This is a genomic window from Streptomyces sp. NPDC041191 (genome assembly GCF_055591945.1).
Window position 1 is genome coordinate 76,719 of record NZ_JBVIZC010000010.1, and the last position, 19,008, is coordinate 95,726.

At 72.8% G+C, this 19,008-nt stretch carries 15 protein-coding genes and 1 riboswitch; of the genes, 2 read left to right on the forward strand and 13 right to left on the reverse strand.

What is annotated here, in order from left to right; translation table 11 throughout:
- Positions 1–11 precede the first annotated feature (11 nt).
- Entirely contained in the window at positions 12–2,543 is a 2,532-nt protein-coding gene (locus tag ACZ6AQ_RS20600) for an ABC transporter permease (protein WP_468761118.1), read from the forward strand.
- A gap of 63 nt (positions 2,544–2,606) precedes the next feature.
- Here the strand turns inward: ACZ6AQ_RS20600 and ACZ6AQ_RS20605 are convergent, their stop codons facing one another.
- From ACZ6AQ_RS20605 to ACZ6AQ_RS20665, 13 genes are all read right to left on the reverse strand, one after another.
- Positions 2,607–3,917 carry a class I SAM-dependent methyltransferase gene (locus tag ACZ6AQ_RS20605; RefSeq protein WP_468761120.1) on the reverse strand — a complete coding sequence of 437 codons (1,311 nt, stop codon included), beginning with the start codon at positions 3,915–3,917 and terminating at the stop codon, positions 2,607–2,609.
- A 265-nt stretch (positions 3,918–4,182) separates the two neighbouring features.
- Positions 4,183–5,562: an NAD(P)/FAD-dependent oxidoreductase gene (locus ACZ6AQ_RS20610; protein WP_388692764.1), complete on the reverse strand. Its 1,380-nt coding sequence runs from the start codon at positions 5,560–5,562 to the stop codon at positions 4,183–4,185.
- A gap of 369 nt (positions 5,563–5,931) precedes the next feature.
- Positions 5,932–6,846, reverse strand: coding sequence for a Ppx/GppA phosphatase family protein (locus ACZ6AQ_RS20615; RefSeq protein ID WP_468761122.1), 915 nt, complete (start codon positions 6,844–6,846; stop codon positions 5,932–5,934).
- Complete coding sequence (locus ACZ6AQ_RS20620) at positions 6,843–7,448, reverse strand: DUF501 domain-containing protein (protein ID WP_468761123.1); 606 nt, start codon at positions 7,446–7,448, stop codon at positions 6,843–6,845. Before ACZ6AQ_RS20620 ends, ACZ6AQ_RS20615 begins: the two co-directional genes overlap by 4 nt.
- Before the next feature lie 32 nt (positions 7,449–7,480).
- Positions 7,481–7,951, reverse strand: coding sequence for an FtsB family cell division protein (locus tag ACZ6AQ_RS20625; RefSeq protein WP_388692758.1), 471 nt, complete (start codon positions 7,949–7,951; stop codon positions 7,481–7,483).
- A 102-nt stretch (positions 7,952–8,053) separates the two neighbouring features.
- Complete coding sequence (gene eno / locus ACZ6AQ_RS20630; RefSeq protein ID WP_468761125.1) at positions 8,054–9,340, reverse strand: phosphopyruvate hydratase; 1,287 nt, start codon at positions 9,338–9,340, stop codon at positions 8,054–8,056.
- 337 nt (positions 9,341–9,677) lie between these two features.
- On the reverse strand, positions 9,678–10,406 hold the full coding sequence (locus ACZ6AQ_RS20635; protein WP_468761127.1) for a transglycosylase family protein: 729 nt from the start codon (positions 10,404–10,406) through the stop codon (positions 9,678–9,680).
- A 3-nt stretch (positions 10,407–10,409) separates the two neighbouring features.
- Positions 10,410–10,583: riboswitch (cyclic di-AMP (ydaO/yuaA leader) on the reverse strand.
- Positions 10,584–10,841: 258 nt separating this feature from the next.
- The gene (locus tag ACZ6AQ_RS20640; RefSeq protein ID WP_468761129.1) at positions 10,842–11,918 is read right to left on the reverse strand and encodes a transglycosylase family protein; all 1,077 of its coding nucleotides are present in this window, start codon (positions 11,916–11,918) and stop codon (positions 10,842–10,844) included.
- Positions 11,919–12,012: 94 nt separating this feature from the next.
- The gene (locus ACZ6AQ_RS20645; RefSeq protein WP_468761131.1) at positions 12,013–13,326 is read right to left on the reverse strand and encodes a cytochrome P450 family protein; all 1,314 of its coding nucleotides are present in this window, start codon (positions 13,324–13,326) and stop codon (positions 12,013–12,015) included.
- 70 nt (positions 13,327–13,396) lie between these two features.
- Positions 13,397–13,624, reverse strand: coding sequence for a hypothetical protein (locus ACZ6AQ_RS20650; RefSeq protein ID WP_388692749.1), 228 nt, complete (start codon positions 13,622–13,624; stop codon positions 13,397–13,399).
- Positions 13,621–14,592 carry a nucleoside triphosphate pyrophosphohydrolase gene (locus ACZ6AQ_RS20655; RefSeq protein WP_468761133.1) on the reverse strand — a complete coding sequence of 324 codons (972 nt, stop codon included), beginning with the start codon at positions 14,590–14,592 and terminating at the stop codon, positions 13,621–13,623. The genes ACZ6AQ_RS20650 and ACZ6AQ_RS20655 overlap by 4 nt, the downstream gene beginning before the upstream one ends.
- A gap of 19 nt (positions 14,593–14,611) precedes the next feature.
- Positions 14,612–15,256, reverse strand: a complete 645-nt coding sequence (locus ACZ6AQ_RS20660) for a SurA N-terminal domain-containing protein (RefSeq protein ID WP_468761135.1) — start codon at positions 15,254–15,256, stop codon at positions 14,612–14,614.
- Between the two features lie 79 nt (positions 15,257–15,335).
- The gene (locus ACZ6AQ_RS20665) at positions 15,336–16,346 is read right to left on the reverse strand and encodes a glycosyltransferase family 2 protein (protein ID WP_388692744.1); all 1,011 of its coding nucleotides are present in this window, start codon (positions 16,344–16,346) and stop codon (positions 15,336–15,338) included.
- Positions 16,347–16,470: 124 nt separating this feature from the next.
- Between ACZ6AQ_RS20665 and ACZ6AQ_RS20670 the strand changes: the two genes are divergently transcribed.
- Positions 16,471–18,966, forward strand: a complete 2,496-nt coding sequence (locus ACZ6AQ_RS20670) for a YfhO family protein (RefSeq protein WP_468761137.1) — start codon at positions 16,471–16,473, stop codon at positions 18,964–18,966.
- Positions 18,967–19,008 lie beyond the last annotated feature (42 nt).

The window sequence follows — 19,008 nt, forward strand, 5'->3', positions numbered from 1 at the left end:
AGGACACACCCATGTTCCGTACCGCCCTGCGCAACGTGCTCGCGCACAAGGCGAGACTGCTGATGACCGTGCTCGCCGTGATGCTCGGCGTGGCCTTCGTCTCCGGCACCCTCGTCTTCACCGACACCCTCTCCCAGGCGTTCCGCAACCAGTCGGCCAAGAGCTACGACGACGTCGCCGTGGCCGTCACGATGTACGGGGACCCCGAAGACCCCCGGAAGACCCCCGGCCTCTCCCAGCGCGACGTCGACGCGGTCGCCGGGCTCGGCGGGGTCGTCTCCGTCGCCGCCCGCGTCGACGGCTTCGCCGGCGTGCCCGACAAGGACGGGAAGCTCATCGGCGTCGGCTGGTCCAACAAGGGCACCAACTTCGCCCCCGGCAAGGACGGCAAGGACCGCGCGTACGACTTCACCACGGGCACCGGGCCGGTCGAGGCGGGTCAGGTCGCGCTCGACAGGGACACCGCCGACAAGGGCGGCTACAAGGTCGGCGACACCGTCCGCGTCGCCACCAACGGCCCCGTGAAGGAGTACGTCCTCTCGGGCGTCTTCACCACCGAGGACGGCGCCGTCAACGCGGGCGGCAGCCTGGTCCTGTTCGACACCGCCGTCGCCCAGAAGCTCTACCTGAAGCCCGGCTTCTACCGCGACATGACCGTCACCGCCGCTCCCGGCACCGACGACGGCAAGCTGCTCGCCGAGGTCCGCGAGGTCCTCCCGAAGACGGCCACCACGCAGACCGGCAAGGCGCTCGCCGCCAAGCAGGCCAAGGAGATCGAGGACGGTCTCGGCGCGCTCAACCAGGTCCTCCTGGGCTTCGCGGGCATCGCGCTCTTCGTCGGGGTCTTCCTGATCTCCAACACCTTCACCATGCTGGTCGCCCAGCGCACCAGGGAACTGGCCCTGATGCGGGCGATCGGCGCCTCCCGGAAGCAGATCACCCGCTCCGTCCTCGCCGAGGCCGGTCTGGTCGGCCTGGTCGCCTCGGTCGTCGGCTACGTCCTCGGCATCGGTCTCGCCGTCGGGCTCCGCTCGGCCATGGCCTCCTTCGAGATGAAGGTCCCGGACGGCGAACTGGTCCTCACCGCCACCCCGGCCCTCAGCGCCTTCGGCGTCGGCGTCCTCATCACGATGCTCGCCGCCTGGCTGCCCGGCCGCCGCGCCTCGAAGATCCCGCCGGTCGCGGCCATGAGCAGCGTCCACGCCGCCGCCGGCACCAAGTCGCTCGTCGTGCGGAACTCCCTCGGCGCGGCGATCACCGCCCTCGGCGCGGCGCTCATCGTGTTCGGCGCGAACCAGGGCGGCGACGACGGCCGCATGCTCATCGCGGGCGGCGCGTTCCTCACCCTCATCGGCGTCATCGTGCTGATCCCGTTCCTGTCCCGGCCGGTGATCGCCGTGATCCGCCCGGTCTTCGTGAAGCTCTTCGCGGTCTCCGGCAAGCTCGCGGGCCTGAACGCGGTCCGCAACCCGCGCCGCACCGGCGCCACCGCCTCCGCGCTCGCCATCGGCCTGACCCTCGTCACCGGCCTGTCCGTGCTCGGCGCCACCGTCGGCGCGGCCCTCGACAAGATGACCACGGACGACCTCAAGGCCGACTACCTGGTCGTCATGGCCGGCGGCGACCCCCTGAGCGAGGAGGCGCTGACCGCCCTGGAGAAGGCTCCCGGCGCCCTCGCGGTCTCCCCGCAGGAGGCGGGCGCCTTCGAGCTGAAGGGCGAGTACGTCCCGGTCTCCGGCGTCACCCCGGACGCGATCGGGAAGCTCCTCAGGCTGGACGTCGTGAAGGGGTCGCTGTCCTCCCTCGGCGGCGACACGATCGCCGTCGAGGAGGAGACCGCCGCGAAGCGGCACCTGAAGGTCGGTGACACCGTCCCGGTCGACTTCCTCGACAAGCGCAAGGGCCGGCTGACCGTCGGCGCGATCTACGAGGAGAACCAGTTCCTCTCGCCGGTCCTGGCCGACCACGCGCTGCTCGCCGCGCACGACGAGGAGGCGCGGATCCGCGAGATCTTCGTCTCCGCCTCCGGCGGCGCGAGCGCCGCCAACGAGCGGGCCCTGGCGAAGGCCATGGGCGACAACCCGGCGATCACGGTGATGGACCACAAGGACGTCCGCGACGCCTTCGGCGGCCCGATCAACATGATGCTGAACATCATGTACGGCCTGCTCGGCATGGCCCTGGTGATCGCCGTCCTCGGCGTCGTCAACACCCTCGCGATGTCCGTCTTCGAGCGCAAGCAGGAGATCGGCATGCTGCGGGCGATCGGTCTCGACCGGCGCCGGGTGAAGCGGATGGTCCGTCTGGAGGCCGTGGTCATCTCGGTCTTCGGCGCGGTCGTCGGCATCGGGCTCGGCTCGTTCCTCGGCTGGGCCATCGGCGAGACCTTCAGGAACAGCCTGCCGGGCTACGCGCTGGTCCTGCCCTGGGACCGGATCGGGATCTTCCTGGCCCTGGCCGCCCTGGTCGGCGTCCTCGCCTCCCTGTGGCCGGCCCGCAGCGCGGCCCGGCTGAACGTGCTCGCCGCCATCAAGGCCGAGTAGCGGCACCCGTACGGAAAGGAGGGCCGTCCCCCGCGCGGGGGACGGCCCTCCGCCGTCCGCGCGTCAGTCCGCGCCCTCGGTCCAGACCCGCGTGCGCAGGCCCATTCCGCTCGTCCCCGACTCCGGCGTCCTGACGGCGAGGACCTGGTTCACGCCGATCCGGTTGCGTTCGAAGGAGACGGCGGAGGCCGCCATGTAGAGCCGCCAGATCCGGGCCCGGCCCGGCGAGACGAGCCGGACGGCCCGGTCCCACTCCCGTTCCAGGTTGGCCACCCAGTGGCGCAGGGTCAGCACGTAGTGCTCGCGCAGGGCCTCGACGTCCCGGACCTCGAAACCGGCGTCCTCCAGGGTCGTCAAAGTGCGTCCCACGGGGGCGAGTTCGCCGTCGGGGAAGACGTACGCGTCGATGAAGGGATCGACCTCGTAGGCGTCCTCGTCGGGTTCGGGGCGCCGGGAGATCTGGTGGTTGAGGAGCCGTCCGCCGGGCTTGAGGAGCCCGTACAGGACGTCGGCGTACTCCCGGTACTTCACGGCGCCGACGTGCTCGGCCATCCCGATCGAGGAGATCGCGTCGTACGGGCCGTCGGCGACGTCCCGGTAGTCCTGGACGCGGATCTCGATCCGGTCCGTCAGGCCCTCCTCGGCGATCCGCTTGCGGGCGTGGGCGGCCTGTTCGCGGGAGAGGGTGATGCCGACGACCCGGGCGCCGTACGCGCGGGCGGCGTGCAGGGCCATGGAACCCCAGCCGCAGCCGACGTCGAGGAGCCGGTCGCCCTCCTTCAGGTCCAGCTTGCGGGCGACGAGGTCGAGCTTGTCGCGCTGGGCCTCCTCCAGGGAGCCGGCGGAGCCCCCGGCGGGCCAGTAGGCGCACGAGTAGACCATCGAGGGGCCGAGGACCAGCGCGTAGAAGTCGTTGCCCACGTCGTAGTGGTGGCTGATCGCCCGCCGGTCGCGGCGCCTGGTGTGCCGGCCGCCCCGGCGGCGGCGGATCTCCTCGGCCGGCGGCTTCGGCGGCGGCAGGGGTCCGGCGAGCCGCAGCAGGGAGGCGGCGGCGGCCCGCAGCCGAGCGTCGCGGGCCGCGGCGAGCAGGCCCCCGCCCGTGTCCCCGCGCTCCCAGAGCAGGCCGGAGAGGCGGTCCAGGGCCTCGTACAGGTCCCCCTCGACGTCGATCTCCCCGGCCACCCAGGCGCGGACCAGGCCCAGTTCGCCGGGCTTCCAGATCATCCTGCGCAGGGCGCGGCGGTCGCGGACGACCAGGACGGGGGCGTCCGGGGGACCGGCCTCGCTGCCGTCCCAGGTCCGCAACCGGACCGGGAGCGGTCCTCCCAGCAGCTCCTCGGCGAGAGCCGTCAGCCTCGGCGCGGCGTCGGCCATGGTGCGCACCTCCGTGATCTCGTGCCCCGGAAACGTTCGTCAGGCGTGTTCGTCACCAAGGGAACACCGTGCGTGCGCGTTCTCACTCCCGCCGCAGCGCAACGAGTCGGCAAAACACGCGAAGGGCCGCCCGCACCACGGATGGCGGACGGCCCTTTCGGGTCACTGCGGTACTGCCCGGCGCCGCCGCCGTACCGCTCTGTGCTGTTCTGTACTGCCCCGGGCCCCTCTGTACTGCCGTGTCCTGGTCAGCCCTGCCGGGGCGTCAGGACGCCTTGGCCTTCTCCTGCACCGGGGCGGCCGGCGCCGGGGCGGGCTTGGCCGCCTCGTAGAACTCCTCGCGCGGCGACTCGATGGCGCCGAGGGAGACGACCTCGCGCTTGAGGAACATCGCGAGGGTCCAGTCGGCGAAGACGCGGATCTTGCGGTTCCAGGTCGGCATCGCCATGCCGTGGTAGCCGCGGTGCATGTACCAGGCGAGGCGGCCCTTGAGCTTGATCTTCATCTTGCCCATGACGATCATGGCGACGCCCTTGTGCAGACCGAGTCCGGCCACGGCGCCCTTGTTGGCGTGGCTGTACTCCTTCTGCGGGAAGCCGCGCATGCCGGCCACCACGTTGTCGCCGAGGACCTTGGCCTGGCGCAGCGCGTGCTGGGCGTTCGGCGGGCACCAGGCGTTCGGGTTGCCCGCGCGGCGGCCCACCATGTCGGGGACCTGGGCGTTGTCGCCCGCGGCCCACGCGTAGTCGAGGCCGTTGATCTGGAGCTTCTCGTTGCAGTCCACGTGGCCGCGGGGGCCGAGCGGCAGACCGAAGCGGGAGAGCGCCGGGTTCGGCTTCACGCCGGCGGTCCACACGATGGTGTTGGAGTCGACCTCCAGGCCGTTCTTCAGCACCACGTGGCCGTCGACGCAGGAGTCCATGGAGGTCTCCAGGTAGATCTCGACGCCCCGGCCCTCCAGGTGCTCCTTGCCGTACTGGCCGAGCTTGGGGCCCACCTCGGGGAGGATCTTGTCGGCCGCGTCGACCAGGATGAAGCGCATGTCCTCGCGGGACACGTTCTGGTAGTACTTCGCGGCGTCGCGGGCCAGGTCCTCGACCTCGCCGATGGTCTCCGCGCCGGCGAAGCCGCCGCCCACGAAGACGAAGGTCAGCGCCCGGCGGCGGACCTCCTCGTCGGTGGTCGAGTCGGCCTTGTCGAGCTGCTCGAGGACGTGGTTGCGCAGGCCGATGGCCTCCTCGATGCCCTTCATGCCGATGCCCTGCTCGGCGAGGCCGGGGATCGGGAAGGTGCGGGAGACCGCGCCCATCGCGATGACCAGGTAGTCGAACGGCAGGTCGTACGCCTCGCCGACGAGCGGCGCGATCGTGGCGACCTTGCGGTCCTGGTCGATGGTGGTGACCCGACCGGTGAGCACCTCGGCCTTGGGAAGGACGCGTCGCAGCGGGACGACGACGTGCCTCGGCGAGATGCTGCCGGCGGCGGCTTCGGGCAGGAAGGGCTGGTAGGTCATGTACGACCGCGGGTCGACGACCGTGACGGTCGCCTCCGCGTAGCGCATCTTCTTGAGGATGCGCCGAGCTGCGTACAGGCCTACGTACCCGCCGCCTACTACGAGGATCCTGGGACGCTCCGTGGTGCTCATGAGATCGAGTATCCACCCCGTTCGGGGGGTGATCTCGTGCGCCCCTTCACAAGGTCTGCGGGCACCTCTGCTACACTCCGCCGCCCACGTGATCCACGTCATGGTCCCGCAAAGGAACCGAGGTGCGGTGGCGAACGTTGTTCACCCCTCGTGAACTGGACAGGAGAGCCTCCGTCGACGCTGAACCGGAGGCCCGGTTCACGCGATGGAAACATCGGGCCGATCGGCCTCCGCGCCTGCGAAAGGGGCCTGGGGCGCCCCTCGGAGGGCCCGAAGGCCCTCCTCGGGCACCCTCAGGGCCCTTTTCCTTGTGAAGAACTTCACGAACTTTCCCGGCGGAGCGCCGTCAGGAGGCTCGATAGCGCCCCTCTATGCCGCGGATAGCGCGATCCCATCGAGGATGTCGTGCTCGCTGACGACCACTTCGGCGGCTCCGACGCGCTCCACGACCTCCCGCAGGACGAGCGCCCCGGCGATGATCACGTCGATCCGCCCGGGGTGGATCACGGGCAGCGCGGCCCGTTCGGCGTGGGTGGAGGCGAGGAGCCGGTCGGCGACCTCGGCGACCTGCGCGGCGGAGATCCGGGAGTGGTGGACCTGCTCGGAGTCGTACTCCGGGAGCCCGAGGGCGAGGGCGGCGACGGTGGTCACCGAGCCCGCGAGCCCGACGAGGGTGCCGGCGGTGCCGATCGGCACGGTCTCGGCGGCCAGGTCGAGCGCGGCCCGCACGTCGGCGCGGATCGCCTCGGCCTCCTCGGCGGTCGGCGGGTCGTGGCGGACGTGCCGCTCGGTGAGCCGGACGCAGCCGATGTCGACCGAGCGGGCGGCCTCGACCCGGCTGCTGCCGGTGACGAACTCGGTGGAGCCGCCGCCGATGTCCACGACGAGGTACGTCTCCGTGCCGGGCAGGTCGGCGGTGGCGCCGGTGAAGGACAGCCCTGCCTCCTGGTCACCGGTGACGACCTCGGGCTCGACGCCCAGGATCTCCACGACGCCGTTCACGAAGTCGTCGCGGTTCTCGGCGTCGCGGGAGGCGGAGGTGGCGACGAAGCGGACCTTCTCGGCGCCCAGCTCCCGGATGACCTCCGCGTACTCGCGGCAGGCGGCGAAGGTCCGCTCCAGGGCCTCGGGGGCGAGCCGGCCGGTCCGGTCGACGTCCTGGCCGAGCCGGACGATCCGCATCCGCCGGTCCAGCTCGGTCAGCCCGCCCGTCTCCGGGTCGACGTCGGCGACGAGGAGGCGGATGGAGTTCGTGCCGCAGTCGATTCCGGCGACCCGGGTCACTTCTCCTCCTCGCCGTCGGCCGGCCTGAAGGCGAAGTGGCCGTTCCCGTCGCCCTCGACCGTCCAGCCGTCCTCCTCCTTCGGCGTCACGCACGGAGTGACGCAGGGGCCCTTCGCCCACCACTCCGGCAGCATGGCGATCGCCTCGTCGCCGAACGGGTTGACGCCGGGACCGGCCACCAGCGCGTGGCCGACGAGGACGTGCAGGCACTTGACGCGGTCCGGCATGCCGCCGGCGCTCGGGAAGCCCTCCAGGACCTCGATGGCGTCGCGGCGGGCGAGGTAGTCCTCGTGCGCGGCCCGGTAGGCGGCGGCCAGCTCCGGGTCGGTGGCGAGCCGGGCCTGCATCTCCTTCATGACCCCGTTGGCCTCCAGGGTGCCGATGGCCGAGGCCGCCCGGGGGCAGGTCAGGTAGTACGTGGTGGGGAACGGCGTGCCGTCGGGGAGCCGGGGCGCGGTCTCGACGACGTCCGGCTGCCCGCAGGGGCAGCGGTGCGCGATGGCGCGCAGGCCGCGGGGCGGCCGGCCGAGCTGGAGCTCGAAGGCGGCGATGTCCGCCCCGGTGGGCTCGGTGCGTTCGGTCTGCGGAGGGGGCGTTTCCATGTCTGCCTTGGTCGTCGGGTCGTACGGGTGGGTCAGCGGCGGTCGGCGTCGTCCACGCCGGCCCAGAGGTTGTCGTACCAGGGGCGGTCCGCCGCTCCCCGGTCGGCGCGGGGCCGCTGCTCCGCGCCGGGGTCGTCCACGGTGAAGCCGGTCTCGCCGGGAAGCACGTAGTGGAGGTGTTCGCGGGCGAGGCGGCGGACGTAGGCCGGGTCCTGCAGGCGGGCCTTCTCGTCCCTCAGGTCCTGGACCCGCCGGGCGGCCTCGGCGGCCCGGCGCTCCTGCTCGGCGATCTCGCCCTGCTGGGAGACGTAGCTGCGCATCGGGTAGGCGAGCGCCACGACCAGGGAGCAGACGACGAGGGCGAGGAAGGCCGCGCGGCCGGTGAGCCGGGAGCGGCGGGCCTGACGGCGGGTCTGGGAGCGGTAGACACGGGCGGCGGTCTGCTCGCCGAGCAGTCTGATCCGGGTCGCGGTCGAGAACCGGTCCCGGTCCTTCACGGCCATGTCGTGTCGCCTCCCCTGTTCACGCGGACGTCCCCGCACACGGTACGGGACCGGGTACGGGGACGTACGGAGGCCGCCCTGCCCGGGGGCCCGGCGTGTGCGTCAGCCCTTGAAGCGCGGGAACGCGCTGCGGCCGGCGTAGACCGCGGCGTCGTCCAGGATCTCCTCGATGCGCAGGAGCTGGTTGTACTTGGCGACGCGCTCGGAGCGGGCCGGGGCGCCGGTCTTGATCTGGCCGCAGTTGGTGGCGACGGCCAGGTCCGCGATGGTGACGTCCTCGGTCTCGCCGGAGCGGTGGGACATCATGCACTTGAAGCCGCTGCGCTGGGCCAGCTCGACGGCGTCCAGGGTCTCGGTCAGCGAACCGATCTGGTTGACCTTGACGAGCAGGGCGTTGGCGCTGCCCTCCTCGATGCCGCGGGCCAGGCGCTCCGGGTTGGTGACGAACAGGTCGTCGCCGACGAGCTGCACCTTGGTGCCGAGCTTGTCGGTGATGGCCTTCCAGCCCTCCCAGTCGTCCTCGAACAGCGGGTCCTCGATGGAGACCAGCGGGTACGCGGAGACCAGCTCCTCGTAGTACTCGGTCATCTCGGCGGCCGAGCGGGACTTGCCCTCGAACTCGTACGCGCCGTCCTTGTAGAACTCGGAGGCGGCGCAGTCGAGGGCGAGCGCGATGTCCTTGCCCGGGGCGTAGCCGGCTTCCTTGATCGCCTCGAGGATGAGGTCGAGGGCGGCGCGGTTGGACTCCAGGTTCGGGGCGAAGCCGCCCTCGTCGCCGAGGCCGGTGGAGAGGCCCTTGCGCTTCAGGACGGCCTTGAGGGTGTGGTAGACCTCGGTGCCCCAGCGCAGGGCCTCGGAGAAGGACTCCGCGCCGATCGGGGCGATCATGAACTCCTGGATGTCCACGTTGGAGTCGGCGTGCGACCCGCCGTTCAGGATGTTCATCATCGGAACGGGCAGCAGGTGCGCGTTCGGGCCGCCCAGGTAGCGGAAGAGCGGGAGGTCGCTGGCCTCGGAGGCGGCGTGCGCGACGGCGAGGGAGACGCCGAGGATGGCGTTGGCGCCGAGCGAGGACTTGTCCGGGGTGGCGTCCAGGTCGAACATGGCCTGGTCGATCAGGCGCTGCTCGGTGGCGTCGTAGCCGACCAGCTCCGGGCCGATCTGCTCGATGACGGCGAGGACGGCCTTCTCGACGCCCTTGCCCTGGTAGCGGCCGGGGTCGCCGTCGCGGAGCTCCAGGGCCTCGAACGCACCGGTGGAGGCGCCGGACGGGACGGCAGCACGGCCGGTGCTGCCGTCGTCGAGGCCGACCTCGACCTCGACCGTGGGGTTGCCTCGGGAGTCCAGGATTTCCCGGGCTACGACGACGTCGATGGACGGCACGAGCATCTCCTTCTGGGATGTGACGCTGGATGTGACGCAAGGTCGGTGCGGGGTCGCTCGGCCTTGCGGCAAGAGCCTAACCGTCCCGGGGGCTCCGGTCGGCCGGGCGCCCGCACCCTGGGACGAAAAAGGACCCAAGGGCACGCGCATGGGGGCGAATCACCCCGTATCTACTGGTTGGTAACCGTCATGGGACCCGTACTCCCGTACGAGCGGACCCGGCCCGGGAAAAGGGGGAACCCCGGTCCGGCGCGCACGGGGGAGGGCGCGCCGGACCGGGGTGGTCACCGCGGGAGGGCCGTCGGGGCCGCGTGAGCCGCCGGACTCACGCGACCCGCCGGACTCACTTCAGGTGGAGCTGCTGACCCGGGTAGATCAGGTCGGCGTTCTCGACGACGTCGTCGTTCAGCTCGAAGAGCCGGGCCCAGCCGCCCTCGACGCCCTGCGCCTCGGCGATCTTGCTGAGGGTGTCGCCGGCGACGACCTTGTACTCGCCGTCGCCCTTCTTGACCGTCTCGCCGGTCGGGGTGGTGACGGTCTTCCGGGCGGACTCCGGAGCGTCGTGGCGCTTCTCGGCCTTCTTCGGGGCCTGGCGCTGCTCGCTGCGGGTGGTCGGCTGCTCGGTCGAGCGCTTCTGCGTCCGCTGCTTCTTCGCGGGCTTCTCCTGCTCCGTCGCGCTCTCGGCGGAGCCGCCGTACGAGGCGCCCGAGAGGCCGACGCCGCAGTGCGGCCAGGCGCCCTTGCCCTGGCCCGCGAGGACCTTCTCGGCGACGGCGATCTGCTGGGACTTCGACGCCTGGTCGGCGCGCGGGGCGTAGGCGGTGCCGCCGTACGCGGCCCAGGTGGAGGACGTGAACTGGAGGCCGCCGTAGAAGCCGTTGCCGGTGTTGATGGACCAGTTGCCACCGGACTCGCACTGGGCGACGCGGTCCCACTCGGAGGCCGTGGCGGCCGAGGCGGCGCCCGCGGTCATCAGCGGGGCGGCGACGGCGACACCGGTGACGCCGACGAGCGCGGCGACCTGGGTGGCCTTGGAGGGACGGCGGTGTTTGCCCTTGGCGGAAAACAGCATGGAGTTTCTCCTCACCGACGCCTGCGAGGTGAGCTGTCGGGTTCGGGCCAATGAGTTGCCCGGCCGCGTGTCCTAGCACGCGGCTTCACCCCAAGCCGATCGTCGGCCGTCTGTCTCAACGGCCGGGGCCGGCGCTTACCTTGGGTCCCCCGCTCCTGCCTTCGGCGCTTGCGCGACGACTGTTCCCCACGACCGACGGCAGGATTCGGCGTTTCGGTCGAAGGGGCCCGCGGTGGCGAGCGATGACGACCGTACGCACAGACCCCCCCGAAGTTCAAAGAGGCTCATATGACTAATTTCGCCTCTCCTTGCCCTCCAGTGGGGCCCGTTTGCGCAGGTGGGAGGTGACGGAAGCAGAGCTTCCGGGCACGACACGCCAGTTGGGACAAAGAGACCCATGTCTCACTCGCATGGATCCGGACAGAAGCTCCCGAACTACCCCGCCGCCGGGTTCGGAGCCGGCGTCAGTTCGAGGTTCTGACCAGGCAGGATGAGGTCCGGATCGGTCCCCACGGTCCGCTTGTTGGCGTCATAGAGGGCCGTCCACCCGCCGGGGAGTTCGTTCGCCCGCGCGATGTCCGACAGGCTGTCACCCGGACGCACGACGTATTCACCCGAAGAGCCCTGACTGTCCGTTACGCCCGAATTCTTCACCCCCCCGGTCACCGGAGTGCCCGCAGGGTTTTCGGCGAGCTTATCCTCGCCCGAGGCATGTCTGCCGGATTCGACGGAAGTGCCCGACTTGATGCTTTCCTGCGGGTCCGCCCCGCCCCGGTGCTTGCCGGTGCCGGGCGTGACCGACACCTCACCACCCTCCGGCGTACCGGGCGTAACGGGCGTAACGGATGTGTCGGGCACGGCCGGAGTGACCGGCACGGTCGGGGAGGTCGTTCCGGTCGGCGCGCCCGGCGTGGCGGGAGGCACCGGAGTGACCGGGGCGGCCGGCGCGGTCGGGGAGGCGGGCGTCGCGGGCGTGACGGTGGCGGCGGGGGGCGCGGACCTCTCGGCCGCTTCGGGCGCCACGGTCTCCGGAGCGGCGGGGGCGCCCGATCCGCCCGCGTTCCAGCCCGACTCGGGGACGGGCTTCACGGGGGAGACGGGAACGGTGACCGGGCCCGGGTCCACCCCGGTGGCCTTCCCGTCGTTCGCCAGGCCCGCGATCGGGGCGCAGGTGGCCCACTCGGCACTGCCCTTGGCGAGGGCCTTCTCGGCCACCGCGATCTGCTGGGCCCGGCTGGCGAGGTCGGGGCTGGGCGCGTACACCAGACCGCCGTGGCGCTCCCAGCTCTCCTGGGTGAACTGGAGTCCGCCGTACATCCCGTTGCCGGTGTTGGCGCTCCATTGCCCCCCGGACTCGCACTCCGCGACCCGGTCCCAGGTGGCGGCGTCGGCGGCGGAGGCGGACCCGGTGGCGAGCAGCGGCAGCGCCATGGCCGATCCGGTCACCCCGGCGGCGACGACAAGGGCGGGGGCCTGACGGGGGCGACGGTGTCGTCCGTTCCCGGAACGCATAGAAGCGCCTTTCGCGTGACGGCTGAGACTGCCGCGAAACGTAGCCGCATTCGAACGTCCGTCACAAGTCGATGGCTCCCCGATCACGTGAAGATCACATTTCTGACACGCCGTCAGCCGGAAGGACCGGTACGGAGGGGGAGAACTCCACCGGAAGGGTGCGCAAACCACGCATGATGAGCCCCCCGCGCCACCGCAGTCCGGCCGGATCGACGGCGAGCGCCAGGTCCGGCAGACGGGTCAGCAGGGTCGCCAGGGCCGTCTGCCCTTCGAGGCGGGCGAGCGGCGCGCCCAGGCAGTAGTGGATGCCGTGGCCGTACCCGAGGTGCTGGTTGTCGCGCCGGGCGAGGTCGAGCGTGTCGGGCCCGTCGAACCGCTCCGGGTCCCGGTCGGCGGCGGCGAGCACCACGAGCACCGGGTCCCCCGCCGGGATCTCCCGCCCGCCGATGGTCAGCGCCCGCGTCGCGTACCGCCAGGTCGCCATCTCCACGGGCCCGTCGTACCGCAGCAGCTCCTCGATCCCGGTCTCCAGGAGGCCGGTCTCCCCGGCGGCGAGGGACGCCTGCAGCCGTTCCCGCTGCCCGGGGTGGCGCAGCAGCGCGTAGAGCCCGTTCCCGATCAGGTTCACGGTGGTCTCGAAGCCCGCGAAGAGAAGGATGAAGGCCATGGCGGCGACCTCGTTCTCGGTGAGGTGCTCGCCGTGGTCGGAGGCGCGGATGAGCCCCGAGATCAGGTCGTCCCCCTCTTCCCGCCCCAGGCCCTCGCGCTTGCGGTGGATCAGCTCCGCGAGATAGCCGCGCATCTTCTTCACCGACCGGGCGACCCCGCCGCGCGGGCCTCCGCCGTGCCGGATCATCATCCCGGCCCAGTCGCGGAAGTCGTCCTGGTCCTCGCGGGGCACGCCGAGCAGGTCGCAGATGGCGTAGATGGGGAGCGGGAAGGCGAACTCGTGGATGAGGTCCGCGCTCCCCTTCTCCACGAAGCCGTCGATGAGCCGGTCGGTCAGCTCCTGGACGCGCGGGGCGAACGCGGCGACCCGGCGCGGGGTGAACGCCTTCGACACGAGCCGCCGCAGCCGGGTGTGGTCCGGCGGGTCGATGTTGAGCAGATGGGTCATCAGCTCGGCCTTGCGCTCGCCCGGGATGCCCGTCTTGCCCCGGGCGTGCGGGGACTCGTCGTGGTGCGCGGGGTTCTTGGAGAGCCGCTGGTCCGCGAGGGCCTGCCGGGCGTCCGCGTACCGCGTCACGAGCCATGCCTCGACCCCGCTCGGCAGCGTCGTCCGGTGCACGGGCGCGTGCTCCCTCAGCCAGGCGTAGGCCGGGTACGGGTCGGTGGCGAACTCCCAGGTGAAGAGCTCGGGGGCGGGGGTCTCCCCGGAGCCGGGGGCCGGGGCGGTGCTGTCACTCACCCCCCGACCGTACAGCGCCCCTCTCGCGCGCCCCTCCCCGGCGGGAGGCGCCCGCGAGAGGGGCCGTCGCTCACTCCGCGCGCCGCCCCTGCGCCACCCACTGGACGAGCAGGGCCACGCTCAGGACCGCGCCCAGCGCCGCGACCATGAGGGGCCACCCCGGGGAGTCGTCGTTCGTCGCACCCCACGCGAGGAGCAGCAGGAACAGCACGGTCCCGCCCGCCCCCGCCGCCAGGTCCCCCCGGGACGCCTTCCGGGAGACCTCCGGGGAGGTCCTGTTCTCGTCGCCCTCGTTCACGCCTTCTCCTCCAGTCCCTCCGCAGCGCGGATCGCGTCGCGGTACGTACGGGCGGCGGCCCGCAGCGCCGCCTCCGGGTCCACGCCGGCCGCCTCGGCGCGGGCGGCGAGGGCGAGCAGGTCGTACCCGAAGCCCTCGTCCGCCGGGAGCGGCACGCCGAGTCCGGCCGCCCGCGCCCGGCCCGCCAGCTTCGCGGCGAGCGCGAGGCCGGGCTGTCCGAGGGGCACGCCGTCGGTGACGGACTCCCGCCGCTTCTCGATCGCCTTGGTCCGCTGCCAGTGCGCGTGGACCTCTTCGGGGGTCTCGGCGGTCGCGTCCCCGAAGACGTGCGGATGACGGTGGACCAGCTTCTCGACCAGCGTTCCGGCCACGTCGTCCACGGAGAACGGCTCCTCCGGGTCCTCCTCGGCGATCCGCGCGTGGAAGACGACCTGGAGCAGGACGTCCCCCAACTCCTCGCGCAGCGCGGCCCGGTCGCCGTCCTCGATCGCCTCCACGAGTTCGTACGCCTCCTCGACGGCGTACGGGACGAGCCCCTCGTGGGTCTGGGCGGAGGTCCAGGGGCAGACCCGCCGGATGCGGTCCATGATCTGCACGAGGTCCAGGAGGCGGGCGCCGGGCAGGTCGTACGAGCCGGGCAGCAGCTCCAGGTCGGGCATGACGGCCCGGCCGGAGCCGGCGAGCCGGGCGAGGCCGTCGGTGAGGTCCCGGTCGCCCTCGCCGGAGGGCAGGACCAGGACCGTACGGCCCCCGGCGCACGCCTCGACCAGCTCCCCGGCGGTGGGGCGGGCGTGCTCGACGGTGATCCCGGCCTCGCGCAGGTACGGCAGCTGGGGGTGGTGCTCGTCGGGGCAGAGCACCCGGTCCGCACCGTGCAGCGCCTGCCAGGCGGGCCAGGACAGCAGTCCGGGCGCGACGCGGTGGCTGGCGGTGAGCAGGACGATGCGGCCGGGGCTCTCGGAAGTCACCCCCCGAACCTACCCGGACTCAGGCACCGGCCTCGACGGCGACCGGGTCCTCGGTGGTCCGGCGCAGCCAGGGCGCGGTGGTGGAGGTGAGCCGGACCTCGGCGTCGTCCCAGGCGCCGAAGCGCGGGTTCACGTCGATGCCGAGGTCCCGGGAGGCGGCGGAGAAGACCTGCGTGAGCTTCTTCTGGCCCTCGGGGCCGGCGTCCACGCCCAGCTTCTCGGCGATCTTGTTCATGAGGACGTTGCGGCGGACGACGCCGTCGATCTGGCCGGGGGCCACGCCCTGCTCCTGGAGGAGGACGCCGGCGAGCCGGTCCTCGCCGCCGCTCTGGCGGACGAAGGCCGTCCGGGTCCGCTGGAGTTCGGCGCGGGTGGCGGTGACGCCGTTGTCCCGGGCGACCTTCTCGACGATCCGGTCGAAGATCATGACGTTGAGCTTGCGGCGGCCGAGGTCGCCGTCGCTCCCGACCAGCCGGTCGGCCTGCGGGGACGCCTCCTGCGCGGCCCGCACGTCCTTCACCTGTGCCTGGAGGCTGGAGACGTCGATGCGTTCGCCGCCGACGACGGCCGCCGCCCCCGGATGGGCGTCACTTCCGCAGGCGGTGAGCAGCGGGGCCGCGGCGAGGAGCGCGGCGGAGACGGTGAGCGCGGTGCGGCGGTGCAAAGGAGCCTCCCGGGCGGTCGTGCGTCGGTGGAACGACCCTGCGGTGATCGATGGTAGGGAGTCGCCCGGGCCGGAGCCACTACTTCGGGGCGACTGCTTCCCACAACGGCTCGTCCGCCGCCCGGGTACCGGCCCGTCCCGCGTTTTCCCCGCCCGCGGTCCGTCCCCGGTCCTCGTGCGTCTCCTTCAGGAGGTAGTGGGGCCGCCGCTTCACCTCGTAGTAGATGCGGCCGACGTACTCGCCGATGAGGCCGATCATCATCATCTGGACGCCGGCGAGGGCGGTGATGGCGACGAGGAGGGTGACGTAGCCGGGGGCGTCGACGCCGTTGACCAGGGCGGACCCGACGATCCAGGCCGCGTAGCCGAGGGCGACGAGGAGAAGGAGGAGGCCGAGGTGGACGGCGGCGCGCAGCGGCTTGTTGTTGAAGGAGAGCAGGCCGTCGAGGCCGTAGTTGAGGAGCTGGCCGAAGGACCACTTGGAGCGGCCCTCCTCACGGACGGCGTTCTCGTAGGAGAACGTCGTGGTGGGGAAGCCGACCCAGGAGAAGAGGCCCTTGGAGAAGCGGTTGTACTCGCCGAGGTCGAGGACCGCGTCGACGGCCCGGCGGGACAGGAGCCGGAAGTCCCCGACGCCGTCGACCAGTTCGACGTCCACGAGCCGGTTGATCGCCCAGTAGTAGAGGCGGGCGGTGAGGGTGCGGGTGACGCGGTCGCCCTCGCGGGTGCGGCGGGCGACGACCTGGTCGTACCCCTCGGCGTGCAGCGCGACCATGCGGTGCACCAGCTCCGGCGGGTGTTGGAGGTCGGCGTCCATGATCACGACGGCGTCGCCGGACGCGTGCCGGAGCCCGGCGAGCATGCCGGCCTCCTTGCCGAAGTTGCGGCTGAAGGAGAGGTAGCGGACCCGCCCCGGGTCGCGCTCCGCGAGCTCCCGGAGGATCAGCAGGGTCTTGTCCCGGCTCCCGTCGTCCACGTAGACGATCTCGAACTCGCCGTCGAAGCGTTCGAGCTCGGCGGTGACGTGGTCGTGGAAACGGGCGAGAACGTCTTCCTCGTTGAAGCACGGGACGACTATCGAGAGCAGCACGCGGTCATGATAGCGGGGCCCGACCCCCCGATCTGACGCGCGCATGACCCCTCGGCAGCCATCGCGTGAACTGTCCCTCCGGACCGGTTCCCGGCCTGGGAAACGCTGACATATTCGACCCGTCATGCCGAACTCCAAGGGCCCGCGCCCGCTCGCCGCCGCACTCCCCGCGCCGCTCGCCGCCACGCTTCCCGCGCTGTTCGCCGCCGCGCTCTCCGTCGTCGCCGTCTGCGGCGGGGACGCCGCCGCCCGGGTCTTCCCCTTCGGGCCGGACCGCCGGTCCGTCAACGACCTCGCCAACCAGTTCGTGCCGTTCCACGCGCACCTGTGGGACCTGCTCAGGGGCCGGGCGGACGGCGGTCTCCTCTTCGACTGGCGGGCGGGCTGGGGCACGGCCTTCCTGCCCGACTACGGCACCTACCTGTCGAGCCCCTTCGCCCCGCTGGTGGCGCTCTTCCCGCGCGGGGACATCGAGTACGCGGTGTACGCGATCACCGTCCTGAAGACGGCGGTCGCGGCGGCGGCCATGACGCACCTGCTGCGCCGGCTGGGGCCGGGCGCGTGGTGGTGGGCGGCGGTCCTGGGCGCCTCGTACGCGTTGTGCGGCTGGTCGGTCGTGGAGGCCACCTACAACCCGATGTGGCTGGACGGCCTGATCGCCCTCCCCCTGCTCTGCCTGGTGGGCGAGTGGGTGCGGGAGGGCCGCCGGCCGCTCCTGGGGCCCCTGGTGGTGGCGGTCTGCTGGGTGGCGAACTTCTACACCGCGTACATGGCGACCCTGGGCGCCCTCCTCGTCCTCCTGGTCCGGCTGGCGGTGACGGACTCCTTCCGGGCGCGGACGCTGCTGCGGGCGGCGGTGACGGCGGTCGCCGGGGTGGGCCTCGCGGCCCCCGTCCTGGTCCCGGTCCTCCTCGGTTCGCGGTACGCCCACCCGGGCCTGGTCCGGGAGTTCGCCCCGGCGGCCGGCACGGACGTCCTGGCCCGGCTGCTCCCGCTGACCTACAGCTTCTCCACCCCGGCGGCCTACGTCTGCACGGCGGTGACGCTGCTCGCGGGGGCACTGCTCTTCCGCCGCGACGTGCCGGGCCGGGAGCGGTGGCTGTGGCCGGGGCTGTGCGCGGCGGTGGCGGCGTCGATGCAGTGGGGGCCGACGCATCTGCTCTGGCACGCCTTCGCGACGCCGAACGGCAGCCCGTACCGGCAGACGTTCGTCCTCTCCGGCGTGCTGGTCCTGACGGCCTGGACGTGCCTGACCGGAGGCGGGACGGGGACGGCCCGGGGCGGGGAACGGGCCCCGGCGGTCCCGGAGGGAGGCCGGCCGGGAGCGGAGAGCGGCGGAGAGCGGCCGGGGGCGGAGAGCGGCGGAGGCCGGACGGGGGCGGGACCCCTCCCCGGCGGTCCGGGCCGCCGGGCGGTCGCGGGCGGCGCGGCGGTCGTCCTCGTCCTCGCGCTCGCCGCGCTGCCGAGCCCCCTCCTCACCCCCTGGTCGCTCCCGCTCGCGGGCGCGGGCCTCGCGGCCGTCGCGGGCGCGCTGCTCCTCCCCCGCCGGGGCCGGTACGGACTGCTCGCCGCGCTCCTGGTGACGGGGACGCTGGTCGGCCAGTCGGCGGCGACGACGGCGTACGCGGACCGGGAACGGCTCGGACGGCTCGACGACTACCCCGCGCTGGGCGCGGCGGCGGAGCGGCGGGCGGCGGCCCTGGCGGCGGCGGACGGCTGGCCCGCGTACCGCACGGACTCCGGGCACCCCCGGGTCGCGGGCAACGACCCGCTGCTCCTGGGCGGCCAGGGCGCCGCGTACTACAGCAGCCACACCCCGGCGGTCCTCACCTCCACCCTGGACGCGCTGGGCGGCGGCTGGACCTCGCGGGGCCGGAACCTGATGGGCCTGGACAACCCGGTGACGGACGCGCTGTCCGGTGTGGGCGCGCGGTGGCGGAACGGCGCGGTGGTCCGCACGGACGTCCGTCTCCCCCTGGTGACGGTACGGCCGCCGGGACCGCCCCCGGTCTACGGCCCGTCGCCCTTCCGCAACCAGGAACTCCTGCTCGGCTCCCGGGTCTACGGGACCCCGCGCGCGGGCGCGTGCCCCGTCGGCACGGAGGTCTTCCTCTGGGCCCCGGACGCCACGGGCCGGGCCCGCCTGGGCGACCGCGAGGTCCGGCTCCGGGGCGGCCGGCCGAAGCGGCAGGAGGCGATGGTGTCCCTCGGGTTCCAGCGGGTCCCCGGCCTGCGGCCGTCCCTTCCTGGCCCCGGCGAACTCGGCTGCCTGGACCACGGCCGCCTGCGCGCGGCGGTGACGGCCCTCCGCACCCGGGCGGCGACCTCGGTGGAGGTCACCCCGTCGGGGATACGGGCGGTCCTCCCGCCGGGCGGGGGCACGGCGGTCGTGGCGGTCCCCCGCATCGCGGGCTGGCACTGCGAGGGCGCCCGACCGGTCTCGTACGGCGGCTTCCTGGCCGTTCCCCTCGGGGACGGCCGCACGGAGATCTCCTGCGCGTTCCGGCCCCCGGGCCTGCGGGCGGGCCTGGCGGCGGGCGCGGCGGCGGCGCTGCTGCTGGCGGCGACGGCGGTGACCGCGCGGAGGCGGGCCCGTGCCCCGTCGCCGCCCGGCGCCTAGGGCGTGTGTCGCCCTGTGAGGTGGGGGACGCGGCCGGCGGGT